The 16,224-nt window shown below is 72.9% G+C and carries 10 protein-coding genes; 2 read left to right on the forward strand and 8 right to left on the reverse strand.

Annotated features, from left to right (window positions below):
* Positions 1–91: 91 nt before the first annotated feature.
* The 4 genes from ACZ68P_RS13345 to ACZ68P_RS13360 form a co-directional block, all read right to left on the reverse strand.
* Positions 92–880: a putative protein N(5)-glutamine methyltransferase gene (locus ACZ68P_RS13345; RefSeq protein WP_471005635.1), complete on the reverse strand. Its 789-nt coding sequence runs from the start codon at positions 878–880 to the stop codon at positions 92–94.
* Between the two features lie 187 nt (positions 881–1,067).
* Complete coding sequence (locus ACZ68P_RS13350; RefSeq protein ID WP_471005636.1) at positions 1,068–1,553, reverse strand: glutathione peroxidase; 486 nt, start codon at positions 1,551–1,553, stop codon at positions 1,068–1,070.
* 73 nt (positions 1,554–1,626) lie between these two features.
* Positions 1,627–2,490, reverse strand: coding sequence for an acyl-CoA thioesterase (locus ACZ68P_RS13355; RefSeq protein WP_471005637.1), 864 nt, complete (start codon positions 2,488–2,490; stop codon positions 1,627–1,629).
* 12 nt (positions 2,491–2,502) lie between these two features.
* Positions 2,503–5,076: a DEAD/DEAH box helicase gene (locus ACZ68P_RS13360; RefSeq protein WP_471005639.1), complete on the reverse strand. Its 2,574-nt coding sequence runs from the start codon at positions 5,074–5,076 to the stop codon at positions 2,503–2,505.
* Positions 5,077–5,147: 71 nt separating this feature from the next.
* On the opposite strand from ACZ68P_RS13360, the gene ACZ68P_RS13365 reads away from it, so the two are divergent.
* Together ACZ68P_RS13365 and ACZ68P_RS13370 are read left to right on the forward strand one after the other, a co-directional pair.
* A complete protein-coding gene (locus ACZ68P_RS13365; protein ID WP_471005640.1) occupies positions 5,148–5,939 on the forward strand; it encodes a metal-dependent hydrolase in 792 nt (263 codons plus the stop codon).
* A 176-nt stretch (positions 5,940–6,115) separates the two neighbouring features.
* Entirely contained in the window at positions 6,116–7,264 is a 1,149-nt protein-coding gene (locus ACZ68P_RS13370; protein ID WP_471005642.1) for a hypothetical protein, read from the forward strand.
* A gap of 307 nt (positions 7,265–7,571) precedes the next feature.
* Here the strand turns inward: ACZ68P_RS13370 and ACZ68P_RS13375 are convergent, their stop codons facing one another.
* The 4 genes from ACZ68P_RS13375 to ACZ68P_RS13390 all read right to left on the reverse strand — a co-directional run bounded on the left by ACZ68P_RS13375 (position 7,572) and on the right by ACZ68P_RS13390 (position 16,215).
* Positions 7,572–9,353 carry an ABC transporter ATP-binding protein gene (locus ACZ68P_RS13375; protein ID WP_471005643.1) on the reverse strand — a complete coding sequence of 594 codons (1,782 nt, stop codon included), beginning with the start codon at positions 9,351–9,353 and terminating at the stop codon, positions 7,572–7,574.
* Positions 9,350–11,227, reverse strand: coding sequence for an ABC transporter transmembrane domain-containing protein (locus ACZ68P_RS13380; RefSeq protein ID WP_471005644.1), 1,878 nt, complete (start codon positions 11,225–11,227; stop codon positions 9,350–9,352). Before ACZ68P_RS13380 ends, ACZ68P_RS13375 begins: the two co-directional genes overlap by 4 nt.
* Positions 11,228–11,637: 410 nt before the next feature.
* Positions 11,638–13,059: a Gfo/Idh/MocA family protein gene (locus tag ACZ68P_RS13385; RefSeq protein ID WP_471005645.1), complete on the reverse strand. Its 1,422-nt coding sequence runs from the start codon at positions 13,057–13,059 to the stop codon at positions 11,638–11,640.
* Positions 13,060–13,281: 222 nt separating this feature from the next.
* The gene (locus ACZ68P_RS13390) at positions 13,282–16,215 is read right to left on the reverse strand and encodes an FAD-binding and (Fe-S)-binding domain-containing protein (RefSeq protein WP_471005646.1); all 2,934 of its coding nucleotides are present in this window, start codon (positions 16,213–16,215) and stop codon (positions 13,282–13,284) included.
* Between the last annotated feature and the right edge of the window lie 9 nt (positions 16,216–16,224).

Raw genomic sequence — 16,224 nt, forward strand, 5'->3', positions numbered from 1 at the left:
GCTCACATGCACAACCTCGCCATGGCCGCATGAACCGACCGGCCTCGAACCCGGCTCTGACCTGCCCGAATACGACCTTCTGCAACACGCTTTAGAGACGCGTCGAGACCAGGACGGTCGCGTACCGCTCCTCGCACGAGACCACCCGCGGCGTCAGGCCGTGCCCCGAGACCGCATCGACGGCCCGGGCGGCCTGGCGCTCGCTCGTCTCGACCAGCAGCGTCCCGCCCGGCGCCAGCCAGTCGGCGGCCTCCGCCGCCACCCGGCGCAGCACCTCCAGCCCGTCCGCGCCCCCGTCGAGCGCCACCAGCGGCTCGTGGTCACGCGCCTCGGGCGGCAGCAGGCCGACCTCCTCGGTCGGCACGTACGGCACGTTGGCGACCAGGACCTCGACCCGGCCCCGCAGCGCGCCCGGCAACGCGGCGAACAGATCGCCCTCGTGGACGCGGCCGCCGAGGTGTTCGAGATTGCGCCTCGCGCAGCGCACGGCCGCCGGATCGATGTCGGAGGCGTACACCTCCACGTCCTCCACGGCGGAGAGCAGCACCGCCCCCGCCGCGCCGGAACCGCAGCACAGATCGACGCACACGGAACCGGGCGCGGCCAAGCCCACGGCCTGCTCGACCAGGAACTCCGTACGCCGCCGGGGCACGAACACCCCCGGGTCGACGGCGATCCGGAGACCGGAGAACTCGGCCCAGCCCACGACGTGCTCCAAGGGCAGACCGGCGGCGCGCCGGCCGACCATCGCGTCGAGTTCGTCGGCGTCGCGGGCCGCGGAGAGGAGGAGTTCCGCCTCGTCCTCGGCGAACACGCAGCCCGCTGCGCGAAGACGGGAGACGGTGGTGGAACGAAGGGAGAAAGAGGGATCGAGCGACATGAAACCTTCCGGGAAGCCGTGGGGCGCTCCCGTGGTCACCCGTGTCGGGCCGACCGTCCGGTCATCGAGGGGGAGCACCCTGCCTGCGTGGCGTGAATGGGTCCCACCTCCTCGTTCGTCCGCTGCTGGGGCCGCTCACATTACATGATCGACGTCATCGGGACGGTCGGCCTTCTCCCTCCCCGGCTCAGACGGAGACGTGCGCCTCGATCGCCGCGAGGACCTCGGGCGCGTCCGGCTCGGTGCGCGGACGGAACCGGGTCACCTCGCCGTCGCGGCCGATCAGGAACTTCTCGAAGTTCCACTGGACGTCCCCGGCCTGGCCCTCGGCGTCCGCGACCCGCGTCAGCTCGGTGTAAAGGGGGTGGCGGCCCTCGCCGTTCACGTCCGTCTTCTCCAGCAGCGGGAACGTCACGCCGTACGTCGCCGAGCAGAAGGTCTGGATCTCGTCCGCGCTCCCCGGCTCCTGGCCCGCGAACTGGTTGCACGGCACGCCGAGCACCGTGAAGCCGCGCTCCCCGTACTCCTTCTGCAGGCGCTCCAGACCGGCGTACTGCGGCGTCAGACCGCACTTGGAGGCCACGTTCACCACGAGAACCGCCTGGTCGCGGTAGTCCGCCAGCGAGATCGGCTCGCCGGTCAGGGTGCGCAGCGGAATGTCGTACAGGCTCATCAAGGTCTCCTCATCGAAACGGCAAGGCTTCCACCGTACCCAGCCCCCCCCGACATGCCCCAGGGAGCGTCCCCTAGAGCTTCCGGAACAGGCCCTCCTGCACCACCGAGACGAGAAGCCGGCCCTCACGGTCGTAGATCCGGCCACGCGCCAGGCCGCGGCCGCCCGTGGCGATCGGGGACTCCTGGTCGTAGAGGAACCACTCGTCCGCCCGGAAGGGACGGTGGAACCACATCGCGTGGTCCAGCGACGCCATGTCGAAGCCGCGCGGACCCCACAACGGCTCCACCGGGATGCGCACCGCGTCCAGGAGCGTCATGTCCGAGGCGTAGGTCAGCGCGCACGTGTGGACCAGAGGGTCGTCGCCCAGCGGGCCCACCGCCCGCATCCACACCGCGCTGCGCGGGTCCGCGCCCTCGACCTCGTCCTTCGTCCAGCGCAACCGGTCCACGTAGCGGATGTCGAACGGCTGGCGCCGGGCCATCCGCTCGAGCGCCTCCGGCAGCGCGCCCAGGTGGTCGCGGATCTCGTCCGCCAGCTTCGGCAGGGTGTCCGGGTCCGTCATGTGCCGCGGCGGCAGCTGGTGCTCGAACCCGGCCTCCTCCGGCAGGTGGAAGGAGGCCGTCAGGTTGAAGATCGTGCGGCCCTGCTGGATCGCCGTCACCCGGCGGGTGGTGAACGACCGGCCGTCCCGCACCCGCTCCACCTGGTAGACGATCGGGACCCCGGGGCGCCCCGGGCGCAGGAAGTACGCGTGCAGCGAATGGACCGGACGGTCGCCCTCCGTGGTGCGGCCCGCCGCGACCAGGGCCTGACCGGCGACCTGGCCGCCGAAGACCCGCTGCAACGACTCCTGCGGGCTGCGGCCACGGAAGATGTCGACCTCGATCCGCTCCAGGTCGAGCAGATCGACGAGGCTCTCGGCGGGATTGGTCACGACTGCGCTCCTCTACAGCTGTCCGACGGACGTCACGCGGACGATCGCCCGGCCCTCCTCGTCGGAGGCCGCGAGATCCACCTCCGCGCTGATGCCCCAGTCATGGTCGCCGTTCGGGTCGGCGAAGGTCTGACGGACGCGCCACAGACCGTGCGCCGCGTCCTCCTCGATCGACAGCAGCTTCGGACCGCGGGCGTCCGGACCCGTGCCCAGATCGTCGTACTCGTCCCAGTACGCGTCCATGGCCTCGCCCCACGCGTCCGCGTCCCAGCCGGCGTCCCCGTCCATCTCACCCAGCGCGGAGACGTTGTCGAGCGCCGCGAGCTCCACCCGGCGGAACATCGCGTTGCGCACCAGGACCCGGAAGGCGCGGGCGTTCGCCGTGACCGGCTTGACCTGGTCGGCCTTCTCCTGGGCCTCCTCGGCGGTCTCCACCTCCGGATTGGCCAGCTGCTCCCACTCGTCCAGCAGCGAGGAGTCGACCTGGCGCACCATCTCGCCCAGCCACTCGATCAGATCGGTGAGGTCCTCGGTCTTCAGGTCGTCAGGGATGGTGTGGTCCAGCGCCTTGTACGCGCTCGCGAGATAGCGCAGCACGATGCCCTCGGTCCGCGCCAGCTCGTACCAGGAGGTGAACTCCGTGAACGTCAGCGCCCGCTCGTACATGTCCCGGATGACGGACTTCGGCGAGACCGGGTGGTCGCCGACCCACGGGTGGGACTTGCGGTAGACGTCGTACGCGTGCCAGAGCAGCTCGCCCAGCGGCTTCGGGTACGAGATGTCCTGGAGCCGCTCCATCCGCTCCTCGTACTCGACGCCGTCCGCCTTCATCTGCCCGACCGCCTCGCCGCGCGCCTTGTTCTGCATGGCGGCGAGGATCTGGCGCGGGTCGTCGAGCGTCGACTCGACCACCGAGACCATGTCCAGGGCGTAGGACGGCGACTCGCGGTCGAGCAGGTCGAACGCGGCGAGCGCGAACGTCGACAGCGGCTGGTTGAGCGCGAAGTCCTGCTGCAGGTCGACCGTGAGCCGGATCGTGCGTCCCTCGGCGTCCGGCGTGTCCAGCCGCTCCACCACGCCGCCGTCGAGCAGGGATCGGTAGATGGCGATGGCCCGGCGGATGTGCCGCAGCTGCGCCTTGCGCGGCTCGTGGTTGTCCTCCAGGAGCTTGCGCATCGCCTGGAAGGCGTCGCCCGGACGGGCGATCACCGAGAGCAGCATGATGTTGGTGACCTTGAAGCGGGAGGTCAGCGGCTCCGGCTCGGCGGCGATGAGCTTCTCGAAGGTGGTGTCGCTCCATGCGACGAAGCCCTCCGGGGCCTTCTTGCGGACCACCTTGCGGCGCTTCTTCGGGTCGTCGCCCGCCTTGGCGAGCGCCTTCTCGTTCTCGATCACGTGCTCGGGCGCCTGAGCCACCACGAAGCCGGCGGTGTCGAAGCCCGCGCGGCCGGCCCGCCCCGCGATCTGGTGGAACTCCCGGGCCCGCAGCGTCCGCACCCGGTTGCCGTCGTACTTCGTCAGCGCCGTGAACAGCACCGTGCGAATGGGCACGTTGACCCCGACCCCGAGCGTGTCCGTACCGCAGATGACCTTCAGCAGACCCGCCTGGGCCAGCTTCTCGACGAGGCGGCGGTACTTGGGCAGCATGCCCGCGTGGTGGACGCCGATGCCGTGGCGGACGTACCGCGAGAGGTTCTGGCCGAACTTGGTGGTGAAGCGGAAGTTGCCGATCAGCTCGGCGATCCTGTCCTTCTCCTCGCGCGTGCACATGTTGATGCTCATCAGCGACTGCGCCCGTTCCACGGCCTGCGCCTGGGTGAAGTGCACGATGTAGACCGGCGCCTGCTTCGTCTCGAGCAGCTCCGTCAGGGTGTCCGTGATGGGCGTGAGCCGGTACTCGTACGAGAGCGGCACCGGGCGGGTCGCCGAGCGGACCACGGAGGTCGGGCGGCCCGTGCGCCGGGTCAGGTCCTTCTCGAACATCGACATGTCACCGAGCGTGGCCGACATGAGGACGAACTGTGCCTGGGGGAGTTCCAGGAGCGGGATCTGCCAGGCCCATCCCCGGTCCGGCTCGGCGTAGAAGTGGAACTCGTCCATGACGACCTGGCCGATGTCGGCGTACTTGCCGTCCCTCAGCGCGATGGACGCCAGCACCTCGGCCGTACAGCAGATGACGGGCGCGTCGGCGTTCACCGACGCGTCGCCGGTCAGCATGCCCACGTTCTCGGTGCCGAAGAGCTTGCACAGGTCGAAGAACTTCTCCGACACCAGCGCCTTGATCGGCGCGGTGTAGAACGTCACCTGGTCATTGGCCAGCGCCGTGAAGTGCGCACCCGCCGCGACCAGCGACTTTCCGGAACCGGTGGGCGTGGACAGGATCACGTTGGCGCCGGAGACCACCTCGATCAGCGCCTCCTCCTGGGCCGGGTAGAGCGTGATGCCCCGGTCCTCCGCCCATGAGGAGAAAGCCTCGAAGAGGGCGTCGGGGTCGGCGTTCGGCGGCAGCTGATCGATAAGGGTCACGCCCCCATCTTGCCTGGGATCGGTCCGGATGAGGGAACCGGCCGCCGGGGACAAGATCACGGACGATACGCTGGCCCGTCGACCGGCCGTCAACTCGGCGCCGGCGCCGGAGGAACGGGGCGGGAACAAGCATGATGGGACCGGCGCACTCGCTGTCCGGAGCGGCGGCCTGGCTGGGCGTCGGAGCCGCGGCGGCCGCCGCGGACCACCCGATGCCGTGGCCCGTCCTCGTCGTCGGAGCGCTCATCTGCGCCGGCGCGGCCCTCGCGCCGGACCTCGACCACAAGTCCGCGACCATCTCGCGGGCCTTCGGGCCGATCTCCCGGGGCGTGTGCGAGATCGTCGACAAGCTCTCGTACGCCGTCTACAAGGCCACCCGCTCCTCCGCGGACCCTCGCAGGTCAGGCGGGCACCGCACCCTCACCCACACCTGGCTCTGGGCGGTCCTCATCGGCGTGGGCGCCTCGGCCCTGGCGATCACCGGCGGGCGCTGGGCCGTCCTCGCCCTCCTCTTCGTCCACCTCGTCCTCGCCGTCGAGGGACTGCTGTGGCGTGCCGCCCGCATGTCCAGCGACGTCCTGGTCTGGCTGCTGGGCGCCACCAGCGCCTGGATCCTGGCGGGCGTCCTGGACCAGCCGGGCAACGGCTCCCACTGGCTGTTCACCGGCCCCGGCCAGGAGTACATGTGGCTGGGCCTGCCGATCGTCCTCGGCGCCCTCGTCCACGACATCGGCGACGCGCTGACGGTCTCCGGCTGCCCGATCCTGTGGCCCGTCCCGGTCGGGCGCAAGCGGTGGTACCCGGTGGGCCCGCCGAAGTTCCTGCGCTTCCGCGCCGGCAGCTGGGTGGAGCTGAAGGTCCTCATGCCCGCGTTCATGCTCCTCGGCGGCGTCGGCGGGGCGGCGGCGCTCGGCTTCATCTGAGGACCGCTCGGCGCTCCCCTGGGTTTCGTGTGTCCCGGGGGTGCCGTGGGGGTCCGCGCCTCTCTCCGCCGTGCCGTGCGCCGTCTGGCGTACCGCGCCGGGGCCGTCCATGATGTGGTGCGCCGACGGGCCGTCAGGTGTTCGTCGGCACCGCGCTGTTGGACTGGGGGGTCCGCATGGAGAGACAGCACGTAGGACGCGTACGCGGGGCACGACGGGGGACGACGGCGGCGGTGACGGCCCTGGCCGGCCTCGCCCTGGCCCTCGCCGTACCGGGGCACCCATCCGCGCAGGCCGCCGGTCCCCGGCCCTGCGTACCGAAGATCACGGTGCTCACCACCGTGTCCCCCGGAGGCGGGGGAACGGTCACCGACCTCGGCAGGGGGAGGACGGCCGTCGGCAGGTCCGACGGCAAACCGGTGTACTGGCGCGGGACCGGCGTCCACGCCGTGCCGCTGCCGGCCGGCTACACCGGGGGCACCGCGGAGGCGGTCAACCGTCACGGCCTCATGGTCGGCACCCTGACGGGCCCCGGCCGCGGGCCCACCCCCTTCAGCTACCGCCTGGGGGCGCGCGCCGTCACCGTCCTGCCGGGCGGCGGATACGCCAAGGACGTCGACGACCGCGGCCGGATCGTCGGCTACCGTCACCGCGCCGACGGCTGGGCCACGGGCGTCGAGTGGTCCGGCCGTACCGTCCGCCGCGAGCTGGCCGTGCCCGCGCACGTCCGGGTCATGGAGGTCACCGGGATCAACAACGCGGGCCGGATCGTCGGCAGCGGTTACGGCGAGGGCGAGGAGTACGCCGGCTACCACGTCGCCCTGCTGTGGTCAGGCGCCGCCTCCGCGCCGGCGCGGGAACTGCCGCCGGTCCACCCCGGCGACACCTACTCCTCCTACGAGCCGCGTGACATCGACGACCGGGGCCGGATGGCGGGCACGTTCAGCTACAGCAGGGCCATGGAGTCGGCCGGCCTGCGCTGGTCGCCGCCCTACACCGAGGAGCCGGTGGGGATCGCCCCGGCCGGAGGCCGGACCTCCGCGACCCTGGAGGACATCAGCGCGACCAGCGGCGTCTCCGTCGGTGTCGTCGGCGACTCGCCGATCACCGGTCCCTGGCCGCCGGACACCGCCCCGCCGGAGCAGGCCCAGTACCACCCCGGTCACGGCCCCGCGCTCGTCCTGCCGCGCCTGGCCGCAGGCGGCGCCTCCGCCGCCTACGCGGTCACCGACGACGACCGCGTCGGAGGCCAGGCGGTGGACGCCTCCGGCCGCCTCCGACCGGTGATCTGGACCTGCGCCTCGAAGCAGGCGTACCTGCCGTAGCCGGCGACCGGCCGGGCACGGGCGACACGGCGGCCCGGATCGGACGACCCGGCCCGGCTCGGGCGACCGGGCACGCAGCGGTGCCGTGGCGGCCGAGGACGCCGCACCGGCCCCGTCGGGGAAGCGACGGGGCCGGTGTGGTGAGGCGGTTCGCCGGGGCTGGTGCGGCCTGCTCGGGCCGCCCGGGCCTGCTCGGGCTGGTGGGGCCGCCCGGGCCGGAGGGCTCACCCGGCCCGCCGGGCCGGTGGCGCCGGTGGCGCGACGGGGAGGAACGACCGGCCGCCTCCGCCCGCTCCGGGCGGCGGCGTCAGCCGTGCCAGGACCTCCACAGCGCCGCGTACGCCCCGTCCGCCGCCACCAGTTCCGCATGGCTGCCCAGTTCGCTGATGCGGCCCTCCTCGACCACCGCGATGACGTCCGCGTCGTGCGCGGTGTGCAGCCGGTGGGCGATCGCGACGACCGTGCGCCCCTCGAGGACCCGGGCCAGCGAGCGCTCCAGATGGCGGGCCGCCCGCGGGTCCAGGAGCGAGGTCGCCTCGTCAAGGACCAGCGTGTGCGGGTCCGCCAGCACCAGCCGGGCCAGGGCGATCTGCTGGGCCTGGGCCGGGGTGAGCGCGAGCCCACCCGAGCCGACCTCGGTATCCAGCCCCTCGTCGAGCCCCCGCGCCCAGCCGTCCGCGTCGACGGCCCCGAGCGCCGCCCACAGCTCGGCGTCCGCGGCGCCCGCCCTGGCCAGCCGCAGGTTGTCGCGCAACGAGCCCACGAAGACGTGGTGCTCCTGGTTGACCAGGGCCACGTGCCGGCGGACCCGCTCGGCGGGCATCCTCGCCAGCTCCGCCGAGCCGAGCGTGACCGTGCCGGAACGCGGGGCGTAGATGCCCGCGAGCAGCCGGCCGAGCGTCGACTTGCCAGCGCCGGACGGCCCGACGAGCGCCAGCCGCGTGCCCGGCGGGACGTCCATCGACACCTGGTGCAGGACGTCCACGCCCTCGCGGTAGCCGAAGCGCACCTCGTCCGCCCGGACCGTACGCCCCTCGGGCCGCACCGCGTCGTCCCCGGCGGCGGGCTCGATGTCGCGGACGCCGACGAGTCGCGCCAAGGACACCTGGGCCACCTGCAGTTCGTCGTACCAGCGCAGGATGATGCCGATGGGCTCCACCAGCATCTGGGCGAGCAGCGCGCCCGTCGTCAGCTGACCGACGTCGATCCAGCCCCGCAGCACGAACATCCCGCCGAGCAGCAGCACGGAGGCCAGCACGATCGTGTGCGTGAGGTTGATGACCGGGAACAGGACCGAGCGCAGGAAGAGGGTGTACCGCTCCCACGCCGTCCATTCGGCGATCCGCCGGTCGGAGAGGGCGATCCGGCGGGCGCCGAGACGGTGGGCCTCGACCGTGCGGCCGGCGTCGACGGTCTCGGCGAGCGCGCCCGCCACGGCGGCGTACCCCGCGGCCTCCGACCGGTAGGCCGACGGTGCCCGCCGGAAGTACCAGCGGCAGCCCACGATCAGCAGCGGCGCGGCGATCAGGACCGCGAGCGCCAGCGGCGGGGCGGTCACGGCGAGACCGCCGATCAGCAGCCCCGCCCAGACCACCCCGACGGCGAGCTGCGGCACGGCCTCGCGCATGGCGTTGGCCAGCCGGTCGATGTCGGTGGTGATACGGGAGAGCAGGTCGCCGGTCCCGGCCCGCTCCAGGACGCCCGGCGGCAGGCCCACGGACCGCACGAGGAAGTCCTCGCGCAGATCGGCGAGCATCTCCTCACCGAGCGTCGCCCCCCGCAGGCGCACCAGCCGTACGAAGAGGGTCTGGACGACCAGCGCGGCCGCGAACAGGGCGACCGTCGGCCCGAGACGCAGCTCGCGCGCGCCGTCGGCGAGCCGCTCGACCACCGAGCCGAGGAGGTAGGGGCCGACCATCGAGGCGATCACGGCGATCGCGTTCACGCCGATGAGCAGCGCGAACGCCCGGCGGTGGCGGCTCAGCAGCTCGCGGACGTAAGCGCGGACGGTCGCGGCGGTGCCCACGGGCAGCGTCGTGGCCGACTGCGGGGCGGCCGGGTCGTACTCCGGGGGCGCGAGGCCGATCATGCCGACTCTCCTTCCAGCTCGTCGAGCTGGTCCAGCTCGCGGAGTTCTTCCAGACCTCCGAGGGACCCGGTCTCCCGCTCGCCCCGGGGCCGGGGCCCGGCGGCGACCTCCTCGTCCGTCTCGCGTGTGACGACGGCCCGGTACAGCGGCTCGTCGCGCAGCAGAGCGCGGTGGCTTCCCACGGACACCACCTGGTCCTCGTGGAGGAGGACGACCCGGTCGGCCAGGTCGAGCAGCAGCGGCGACGAGGCCAGGACCACGGTCGTGGCGCCGTCCCGCAGGCGCTTGACGCCTGCCGCCACACGGGACTCGGTGTGCGAGTCGACCGCCGAGGTCGGCTCGTCGAGGACCAGCACCTCCGGGTCGGTGACCAGCGAGCGGGCCAGGGCCAGACGCTGGCGCTGGCCTCCGGAGAGCGACCGGCCGCGCTCGGTGATCCGGGTTCTCATCGGGTCGCCGTCGCTGTCCGCCGATGCCTGCGCGAGTGCGTCGAGGACGTCCCCGCACTGCGCCGCGGACAGGGCGTCGGCCGGCCGGACCGCGCCCGACGAGGGCACGTCGAGCAGCTCGTGCAGGGTGCCGGAGAGCAGGACCGGATCCTTGTCCTGGACGAGGACGGCGGACCGGGCGGCGTCGAGCGTCAGCTCGTCGAGCGGGACGCCGCCGAGGAGGACGGAGGTGTGGCCCTCGCCCGGGTCGGTGGGGTGCCCCCCGAGCCGGTCCGCGAGGCGTCCGGCCGCGTCCGGGTCGCCACAGACGACCGCGGTGAAGAGGCCGGCGGGCGCGAGCAGCCCCGTGACCGGGTCGTACAGCTCACCGGACGCCCCGGCCCCGTCGTGACCCGCCTTCCGGGCCCGGCCCTCGTCCGTCGTCGTGGACGTACGCGACAGCGACAGCACGCGCGCGGCCCGCTTGGCGGAAGGCCGGGAGAAGGAGAAGGCCATCGCGATCTCCTCGAAGTTGCGCAGCGGATGCTGCGTCAGCATCACGGCGCCGTAGACCGTGACCAGCTCGCCGACGGCGATCCGCCCGTCGAGCGCGAGCCGTGCCCCGTACACCACCACGGCGATGAGCAGGAGCCCCGGCAGCAGGACCTGGATCGCCGCGATGAGCGCCCACATGCGGGCGCTGCGCACGGCGGCCCGGCGCACCTCCTGGGAGGCCGCGCGATAGCGGCCGAGGAAAAGCTCCTCGCCGCCGATGCCGCGCAGCACGCGCAGGCCGGCCACGGTGTCGGAGGCGAGTTCGGTGGCCTTGCCGGCCTTCTCGCGCTGTTCGTCGGCCCGGCGGGTGGCGCGGGGCAGCAGTGGCAGGGCGGCCACGGCGAGGACCGGCACGCCGACCGCGACGAGGACGCCGAGGGCGGGCTGGTAGATGACCAGCCCCACGCAGACGGCCATCAGGGTGACGGCCGCCGCCGCGAAGCGCGAGAGCGCCTCGACGAACCAGCCGATCTTCTCGACGTCGCCGGTGGAGACGGCGACCACCTCGCCCGCGGCGACGCGGCGGGTCAGGATCGATCCCAGCTCGGCGGTCTTGCGGGAGAGGAGCTGCTGCACGCGCGCGGCAGCGGTGATCCAGTTGGTGACGGCGGTGCGGTGCAGCATCGTGTCGCCGACCGCGATCGCCGCGCCCAGCCCGGCGAGCACACCGCCGGCGAGCGCGAGCCGGCCGCCGTCGCGGTCCACGACCGCCTGGACGGCGAGTCCGACCGCGAGCGGCAGACCTGCGATGCCGAAGTGGAGCAGCATCCCCCACAGCAGGCATCTGACCTGTCCGCCGAGCTGGTTGCGGCCGAGCCAGAGGAGGAACCGGGTGCCCGAACGGACATCGGGGACTCCTGGATCGGCATAGGGTAGTTCGCGAATCTGCATGGCGTTCCAGGGTCTTCCGGTGGTTCCCGCAGGCTGGTGGGCCCGATGACTCGTTCTGCTCGTGAGCCGCTTCCGGGCGGCGCGTGAGCGGCTCGGCGGCTGGTGGCCGGTGTTTCGAGCCGTGCAAGGTTCGCGCCCGGGGCACCCGGGCGGCAATCGATTTTCTCGTGCACGCGCACGGAACCCGCCATGATCGGCCGAGGGCCCGCTGGACGCCCCGCCCTTCACTCGGGTGCCAGGAGAACGCGGCGGATCATGAGCATGATCGGCGGGCCTGGTGCCGGCGGCCGGGGACGCCCCCGTGCGGGACACCTCGGACGAGGCCCTCCGCGCGGCGGATCGGGCGCGTGACGGGCGCGGGCAGCGGGGCCCGGCCGCATCCGGCCGGGCCCCGCGCACCACCGGGTCCGCTACTCCGGCTTGGCCGAGTCCATGCCGGACCTCGCCTTGCGCCACTCGCCCCGGGTGAAGTCCGGGATCGCCTGGGGCGCGCCCTTCGCCCTGATGGACGCGTCACTGAGCGGCACCGGAGCCGTCCAGGTCGCCGCGTCGTACACGTCGAAGTCCGGCACGAGCCCCAGCCGCATGCACTGCATCAGCCGGAAGACCATGAGGTAGTCCATCCCGCCGTGACCCCCCGGCGGGTTGGCGTGCTCCTTCCACAGCCAGTGGTCGAACTCCGCCGCGTACGCCGCGAAGTCGCCCCACTGGTGGCCCTTGTGGTCCGGCTCCAGATAGATCCGCGCCGGATAGTCCTCGAAGACACCGCGCGTACCGCCGAGGCTGTTGATACGGCTGTACGGGTGCGGGGTAGACACGTCGTGCTCCAGCCGGATCACCCGGCCCTTCGCCGTCTGCACCACGCTGATCGTCCGGTCGCTCCCGACGTACGTCTCCTTCCAGCTCGGGTCGCCCGGCGGCATCTTCTCGGCCCGGTACTCGGCGAGACCGAGCGCGGGAGTGCCGAAGCTGCTGATGCTGACCACCCGGTCGCCCCGGTTGACGTCCAGGTAGCCGGCGACCGGGCCGAAGCCGTGGTTGGGATAGAGGTCGCCGCGCAGACGGGTGTGCCACAGCCGGCGCCACGGGCCCTCGTAGTACGTCGGCGAGAACATCAGCTCCCGCAGATCGTGGTTGTACGCGCCCGCCGCGTGCAGCAGGTCGCCGAACCTGCCGGCGTGCGCCATGCGGAGCACCCGCATCTCGTTGCGGCCGTAACAGCAGTTCTCCAGCTGCATGCAGTGGCGGCGGGTCCGCTCCGACAGGTCGACCAGCTGCCACAGCTCGTCGAGGCGCATCGCCACCGGACACTCGACTCCCACGTGCTTGCCGTGCAGCATCGCCGCCCGCGCCATGGGGAAGTGGAGGTCCCAGGGAGTGGCCACGTAGACGAAGTCGAGGTCGGAGCGGGCGCAGAGGTTCTCGTAGTCGTCCTCCCCGTGGGTGTACACGGCCGGGGAGGGCTGACCGGCGGCGACGACCTTGGCGGCGGCCTGCTCCGTCTTCGCCTTCACCGGGTCGCAGAGGGCGACCACGCGGACCCCGGGCAGGGCGAGGAACAGGTCGATCATGCTCCCGCCCCGGTTGCCGAGGCCGATGATGCCGACCCGGACGGTGGAGCGGCGCTCGAAGGGAACGCCGGCCATGGTGGCGCCCTTGCGGGGTGGCGTCACCGCCTCCCCCGGGAGGGGCGGGGCGGAGGCGTCGGCTGGGGTGGTGGCGTGGGCGGCCGGCCCGCCGAGGGCGCCCAGGCCGATTCCGGCTCCCGCCGCGCCGGCCGTGGTCCGGAGTACGGAACGGCGGCTCGGGGGCTGCGGTGCGTTGTCGTTCATCGAACCTCCGGGTGCTGTGTGCATGGCTGGTTCATGAATCCCGCACAGGACCCTGTCCGCTGAGGCCGAAGGTGCGCAAGGGCACGGTTTGGACTCTCGCGACGGGTGGTTGGACTCTTCGCTTCCGCTTGGCCGCGGGCGGGGACGGCGAAGGTCCCCCACCGCGTCGGTGGGGGACCTCGTCATGGCGCCCGTCGGCTTCCGGGCCGGTTCGTGGAGCGTTCAGGGGCGGGTGGCGTGTTCCAGGGCGAGCAACGCCGACCTGTAACTCCGTCCGGTCGCCCGCTCCATGCCGATCTCGCACATCCGGTTCGCCGACAGATGCGCGTCGAAGGGGCGGCTCGTCACCTCCGCCGCCTCGCGCGCGGTGGCGGCGGCCGTCAGCTCCGGGTGCAGCATGCCGCGATCACCCGCGAAGGCACAGCAGCCCGCGTCGTCCGGGACGACGACGTCGTCCGCGCAGGCCCTGGCGACGGCCGTCAGCCGGTCCTCGTGGCCCAGATGCCGCATGGAGCACGTCGGATGGACCACCGCCGAGCCGATGCGGCGCCGTACCTCCAGGCGGGGGAGCAGCTCGTCCGCCGCCCACTCCAGGGAGTCGAGCACGGTCAGCTCCGCGTGCAACTCCCGCTTCTCCGGCGTGAGGTGGGGTACCACGTCGTGGGCGAGCCCGAGCGTGCAGGAGGACGCGTCGACGATCAGCGGCAGCCGCCCGCCGGCCGTCCAGCCCCAGGCCGCCTCCACGATCCGGTCGGCCATGAGCGCGCTGCCCCGTGCGTACCCCTTGGAGTGCCAGATCGTGGCACAGCACGTACCGGCCACGTCGTCCGGGATCCACACCGGCATCCCGGCGCGGGCCGAGAGCGCCACCACCGCCTCGGGGAGCGACGGTCCGCCCCGGGTCCCGTCCTCGGGGCCGCCGAAGATCCGGTTCACACAGGCCGGGTAGTAGACGGCGACCGCCGTGAGCCGGTCCGTGCGGGGCAGACGCCGGGCCGCCGCTCCGGGGATCTCGGGCAGCCACTCCGGTACGAGCTCGGGCCGCACCGCCCTGCGCAGCAGACCGGTGAGCGAGCCCAGGAAGCGGTCGTCGATCCGCTCGGCCGCGCCGACCGCGAGACGTGCCGAGGCCTCCACGGCCGCGAAGCCCCGCGCGGCGAGCGCGGCGATCCGCTCCTCCCGGGGGGAGTGCCGGGCGTGCCGGAAGTCCCGCATCAGCGCCCCGGTGTCGATCCCCACCGGGCAGGCCAGCTTGCACGTCGAATCACCCGCGCACGTGTCCACGGCGTCGTAGCCGTACGTGTCGAGGAGCCCGGTCTCGACCGGGGAGCCGTCGCTCTGCCGCATCATCTCCCGGCGCAGCGCGATGCGTTGGCGGGGAGTGGTCGTCAGGTCGTTGCTGGGACACGTCGGTTCGCAGAAGCCGCACTCGATACAGGCGTCCACGATCGCCTCGACCCTCGGGAGGGTCTTCAGATTGCGCAGGTGGGCCTGGGGGTCGCGGTCGAGGACGACCCGGGGGGCGAGCAGTCCGTCCGGGTCGAGGAGCTCCTTGGTCCGCCACATCAGCTCGGTGGCCTTCGGCCCCCACTCCAGCTCCAGGAACGGGGCCAGGTTGCGCCCGGTGGCGTGCTCGGCCTTGAGGGATCCGTCGAACCGCTCCACGGTCAGCTTGCAGAACGCGTCCATGAACGCCGCGTACCGCTCGACGTCGGTGGGGTCGGCCGCGTCGAAGGCGAGCAGGAAGTGCAGGTTGCCGTGGAGGGCGTGCCCTGCCACGGCGGCGTCGAAGCCGTGCCGCGCCTGGAGGTCGAGCAGCTCGGCGCAGGCCTCCGCGAGCCGGTCCGGCGGCACCGCGAAGTCCTCGGTGACGAGCGTCGTACCGGAGGGGCGTGATCCGCCCACGGCGGTCACGAAGGCCTTCCGGGCCTTCCAGTACCCGGCGATCGTCTTCGGGTCGCGGGTGAAGGCGTCGCCGGCGACGGAGGCGACCGGAGCGATCAGCTCCAGCTCCCCCAGGAGCCGGGCCGCCGCTCTCTCGTACGCCTCCAGCGAGGCCGGGTCCGGTGCGCGGAACTCAACCAGCAGCGCCGCCGTCTCCCGGGGCAGCTCCGCCCAGTCGGCCGGGACCCCCGCGACGCTCACCGAGGCGCGCAGGGTGTTGCCGTCCATCAGCTCGACGGCGACGGCACCGGCGTCCCCGAAGCGGGGCGCGGCGGCGGCCGCCGCCGTCAGCGAGGGGAAGAAGAGCAGGGCGGTGGAGACCGCGCGGTCCAGCGGCAGGGTGTCGAAGACGACCTCGGCGATGAAGCCGAGCGTGCCCTGCGATCCGACCATCAGGCCGCGCAGGATCTCCACGGGGGTCGCGCCGTCGAGGAAGGCGTCCAGGCGGTAGCCGTGGGTGTTCTTCAGGGCGTGCTTGGCGCGGATGCGGGCGGTCAGTTCCAGGTCGGCCTCGATCTCGGCCTTGACGGCCAGGAGGCCTGCGCACAGGTGCGGTTCGGCGCGGGCGAGTTCCTCGTCGGCGGCCGGGTCGGCGGTGTCCACGACGGTGCCGCTCGGCAGGACGCAGGTGAGCGAGGAGACGGTCCGGTAGGAGTTGCGGGTCGTCCCGGCCGTCATGCCCGAGGCGTTGTTGGCGACGACCCCGCCGATGGTGCAGGCGACGGCGCTGGCCGGGTCGGGGCCGAGGACCCGGCCGTACCGCGCGAGGGCGGCGTTGGCCCGCACCACGGTGGTGCCGGGCCTGATCCGGGCGCGGGCGCCGTCGTCCAGGACCTCCACGCCCGCCCAGTGCCTGCGCACGTCGACCAGGATGTCCTCGCCCTGCGCCTGGCCGTTGAGGCTGGTCCCGGCCGCGCGGAAGACCACCTCACGGCCCCGGCCGTGGGCGTACGACAGGATCGCGGAGATGTCGTCGACGTCCTCGGCGACCAGCACCACCTGGGGCACGAAGCGGTAGGGGCTGGCGTCGGAGGCGTACCGCACCAGGTCGGCGACGGTCGAGAGCACCTTCTCGGGGCCGATGAGCGCGGCGAGCTCCTCCCGCAGCCGCCGAGGCGTGCCGCGGGCCTGGAGATCGGGCACCCGGTCGGGGGCCGGAGTGCGCTTCCGGCCGGGACGCAGGGCCTGCGGCTTCGGCTCCAGCAGTGGCATGGCGCGGCT

Source organism: Streptomyces sp. NPDC036822 (genome assembly GCF_055609145.1).

Excerpts from the sequence above, each read along its gene's own strand:
- ACZ68P_RS13345 (WP_471005635.1), bottom strand. The coding sequence starts at position 880 with ATGTCGCTCGATCCCTCTTTCTCCCTTCGTTCCACCACCGTCTCCCGT.
- ACZ68P_RS13350 (WP_471005636.1), bottom strand. The coding sequence starts at position 1,553 with ATGAGCCTGTACGACATTCCGCTGCGCACCCTGACCGGCGAGCCGATC.
- ACZ68P_RS13365 (WP_471005640.1), top strand. The coding sequence starts at position 5,148 with ATGATGGGACCGGCGCACTCGCTGTCCGGAGCGGCGGCCTGGCTGGGC.
- ACZ68P_RS13370 (WP_471005642.1), top strand. The coding sequence starts at position 6,116 with ATGGAGAGACAGCACGTAGGACGCGTACGCGGGGCACGACGGGGGACG.
- ACZ68P_RS13375 (WP_471005643.1), bottom strand. The coding sequence starts at position 9,353 with ATGATCGGCCTCGCGCCCCCGGAGTACGACCCGGCCGCCCCGCAGTCG.
- ACZ68P_RS13380 (WP_471005644.1), bottom strand. The coding sequence starts at position 11,227 with ATGCAGATTCGCGAACTACCCTATGCCGATCCAGGAGTCCCCGATGTC.
- ACZ68P_RS13385 (WP_471005645.1), bottom strand. The coding sequence starts at position 13,059 with ATGAACGACAACGCACCGCAGCCCCCGAGCCGCCGTTCCGTACTCCGG.
- ACZ68P_RS13390 (WP_471005646.1), bottom strand. The coding sequence starts at position 16,215 with ATGCCACTGCTGGAGCCGAAGCCGCAGGCCCTGCGTCCCGGCCGGAAG.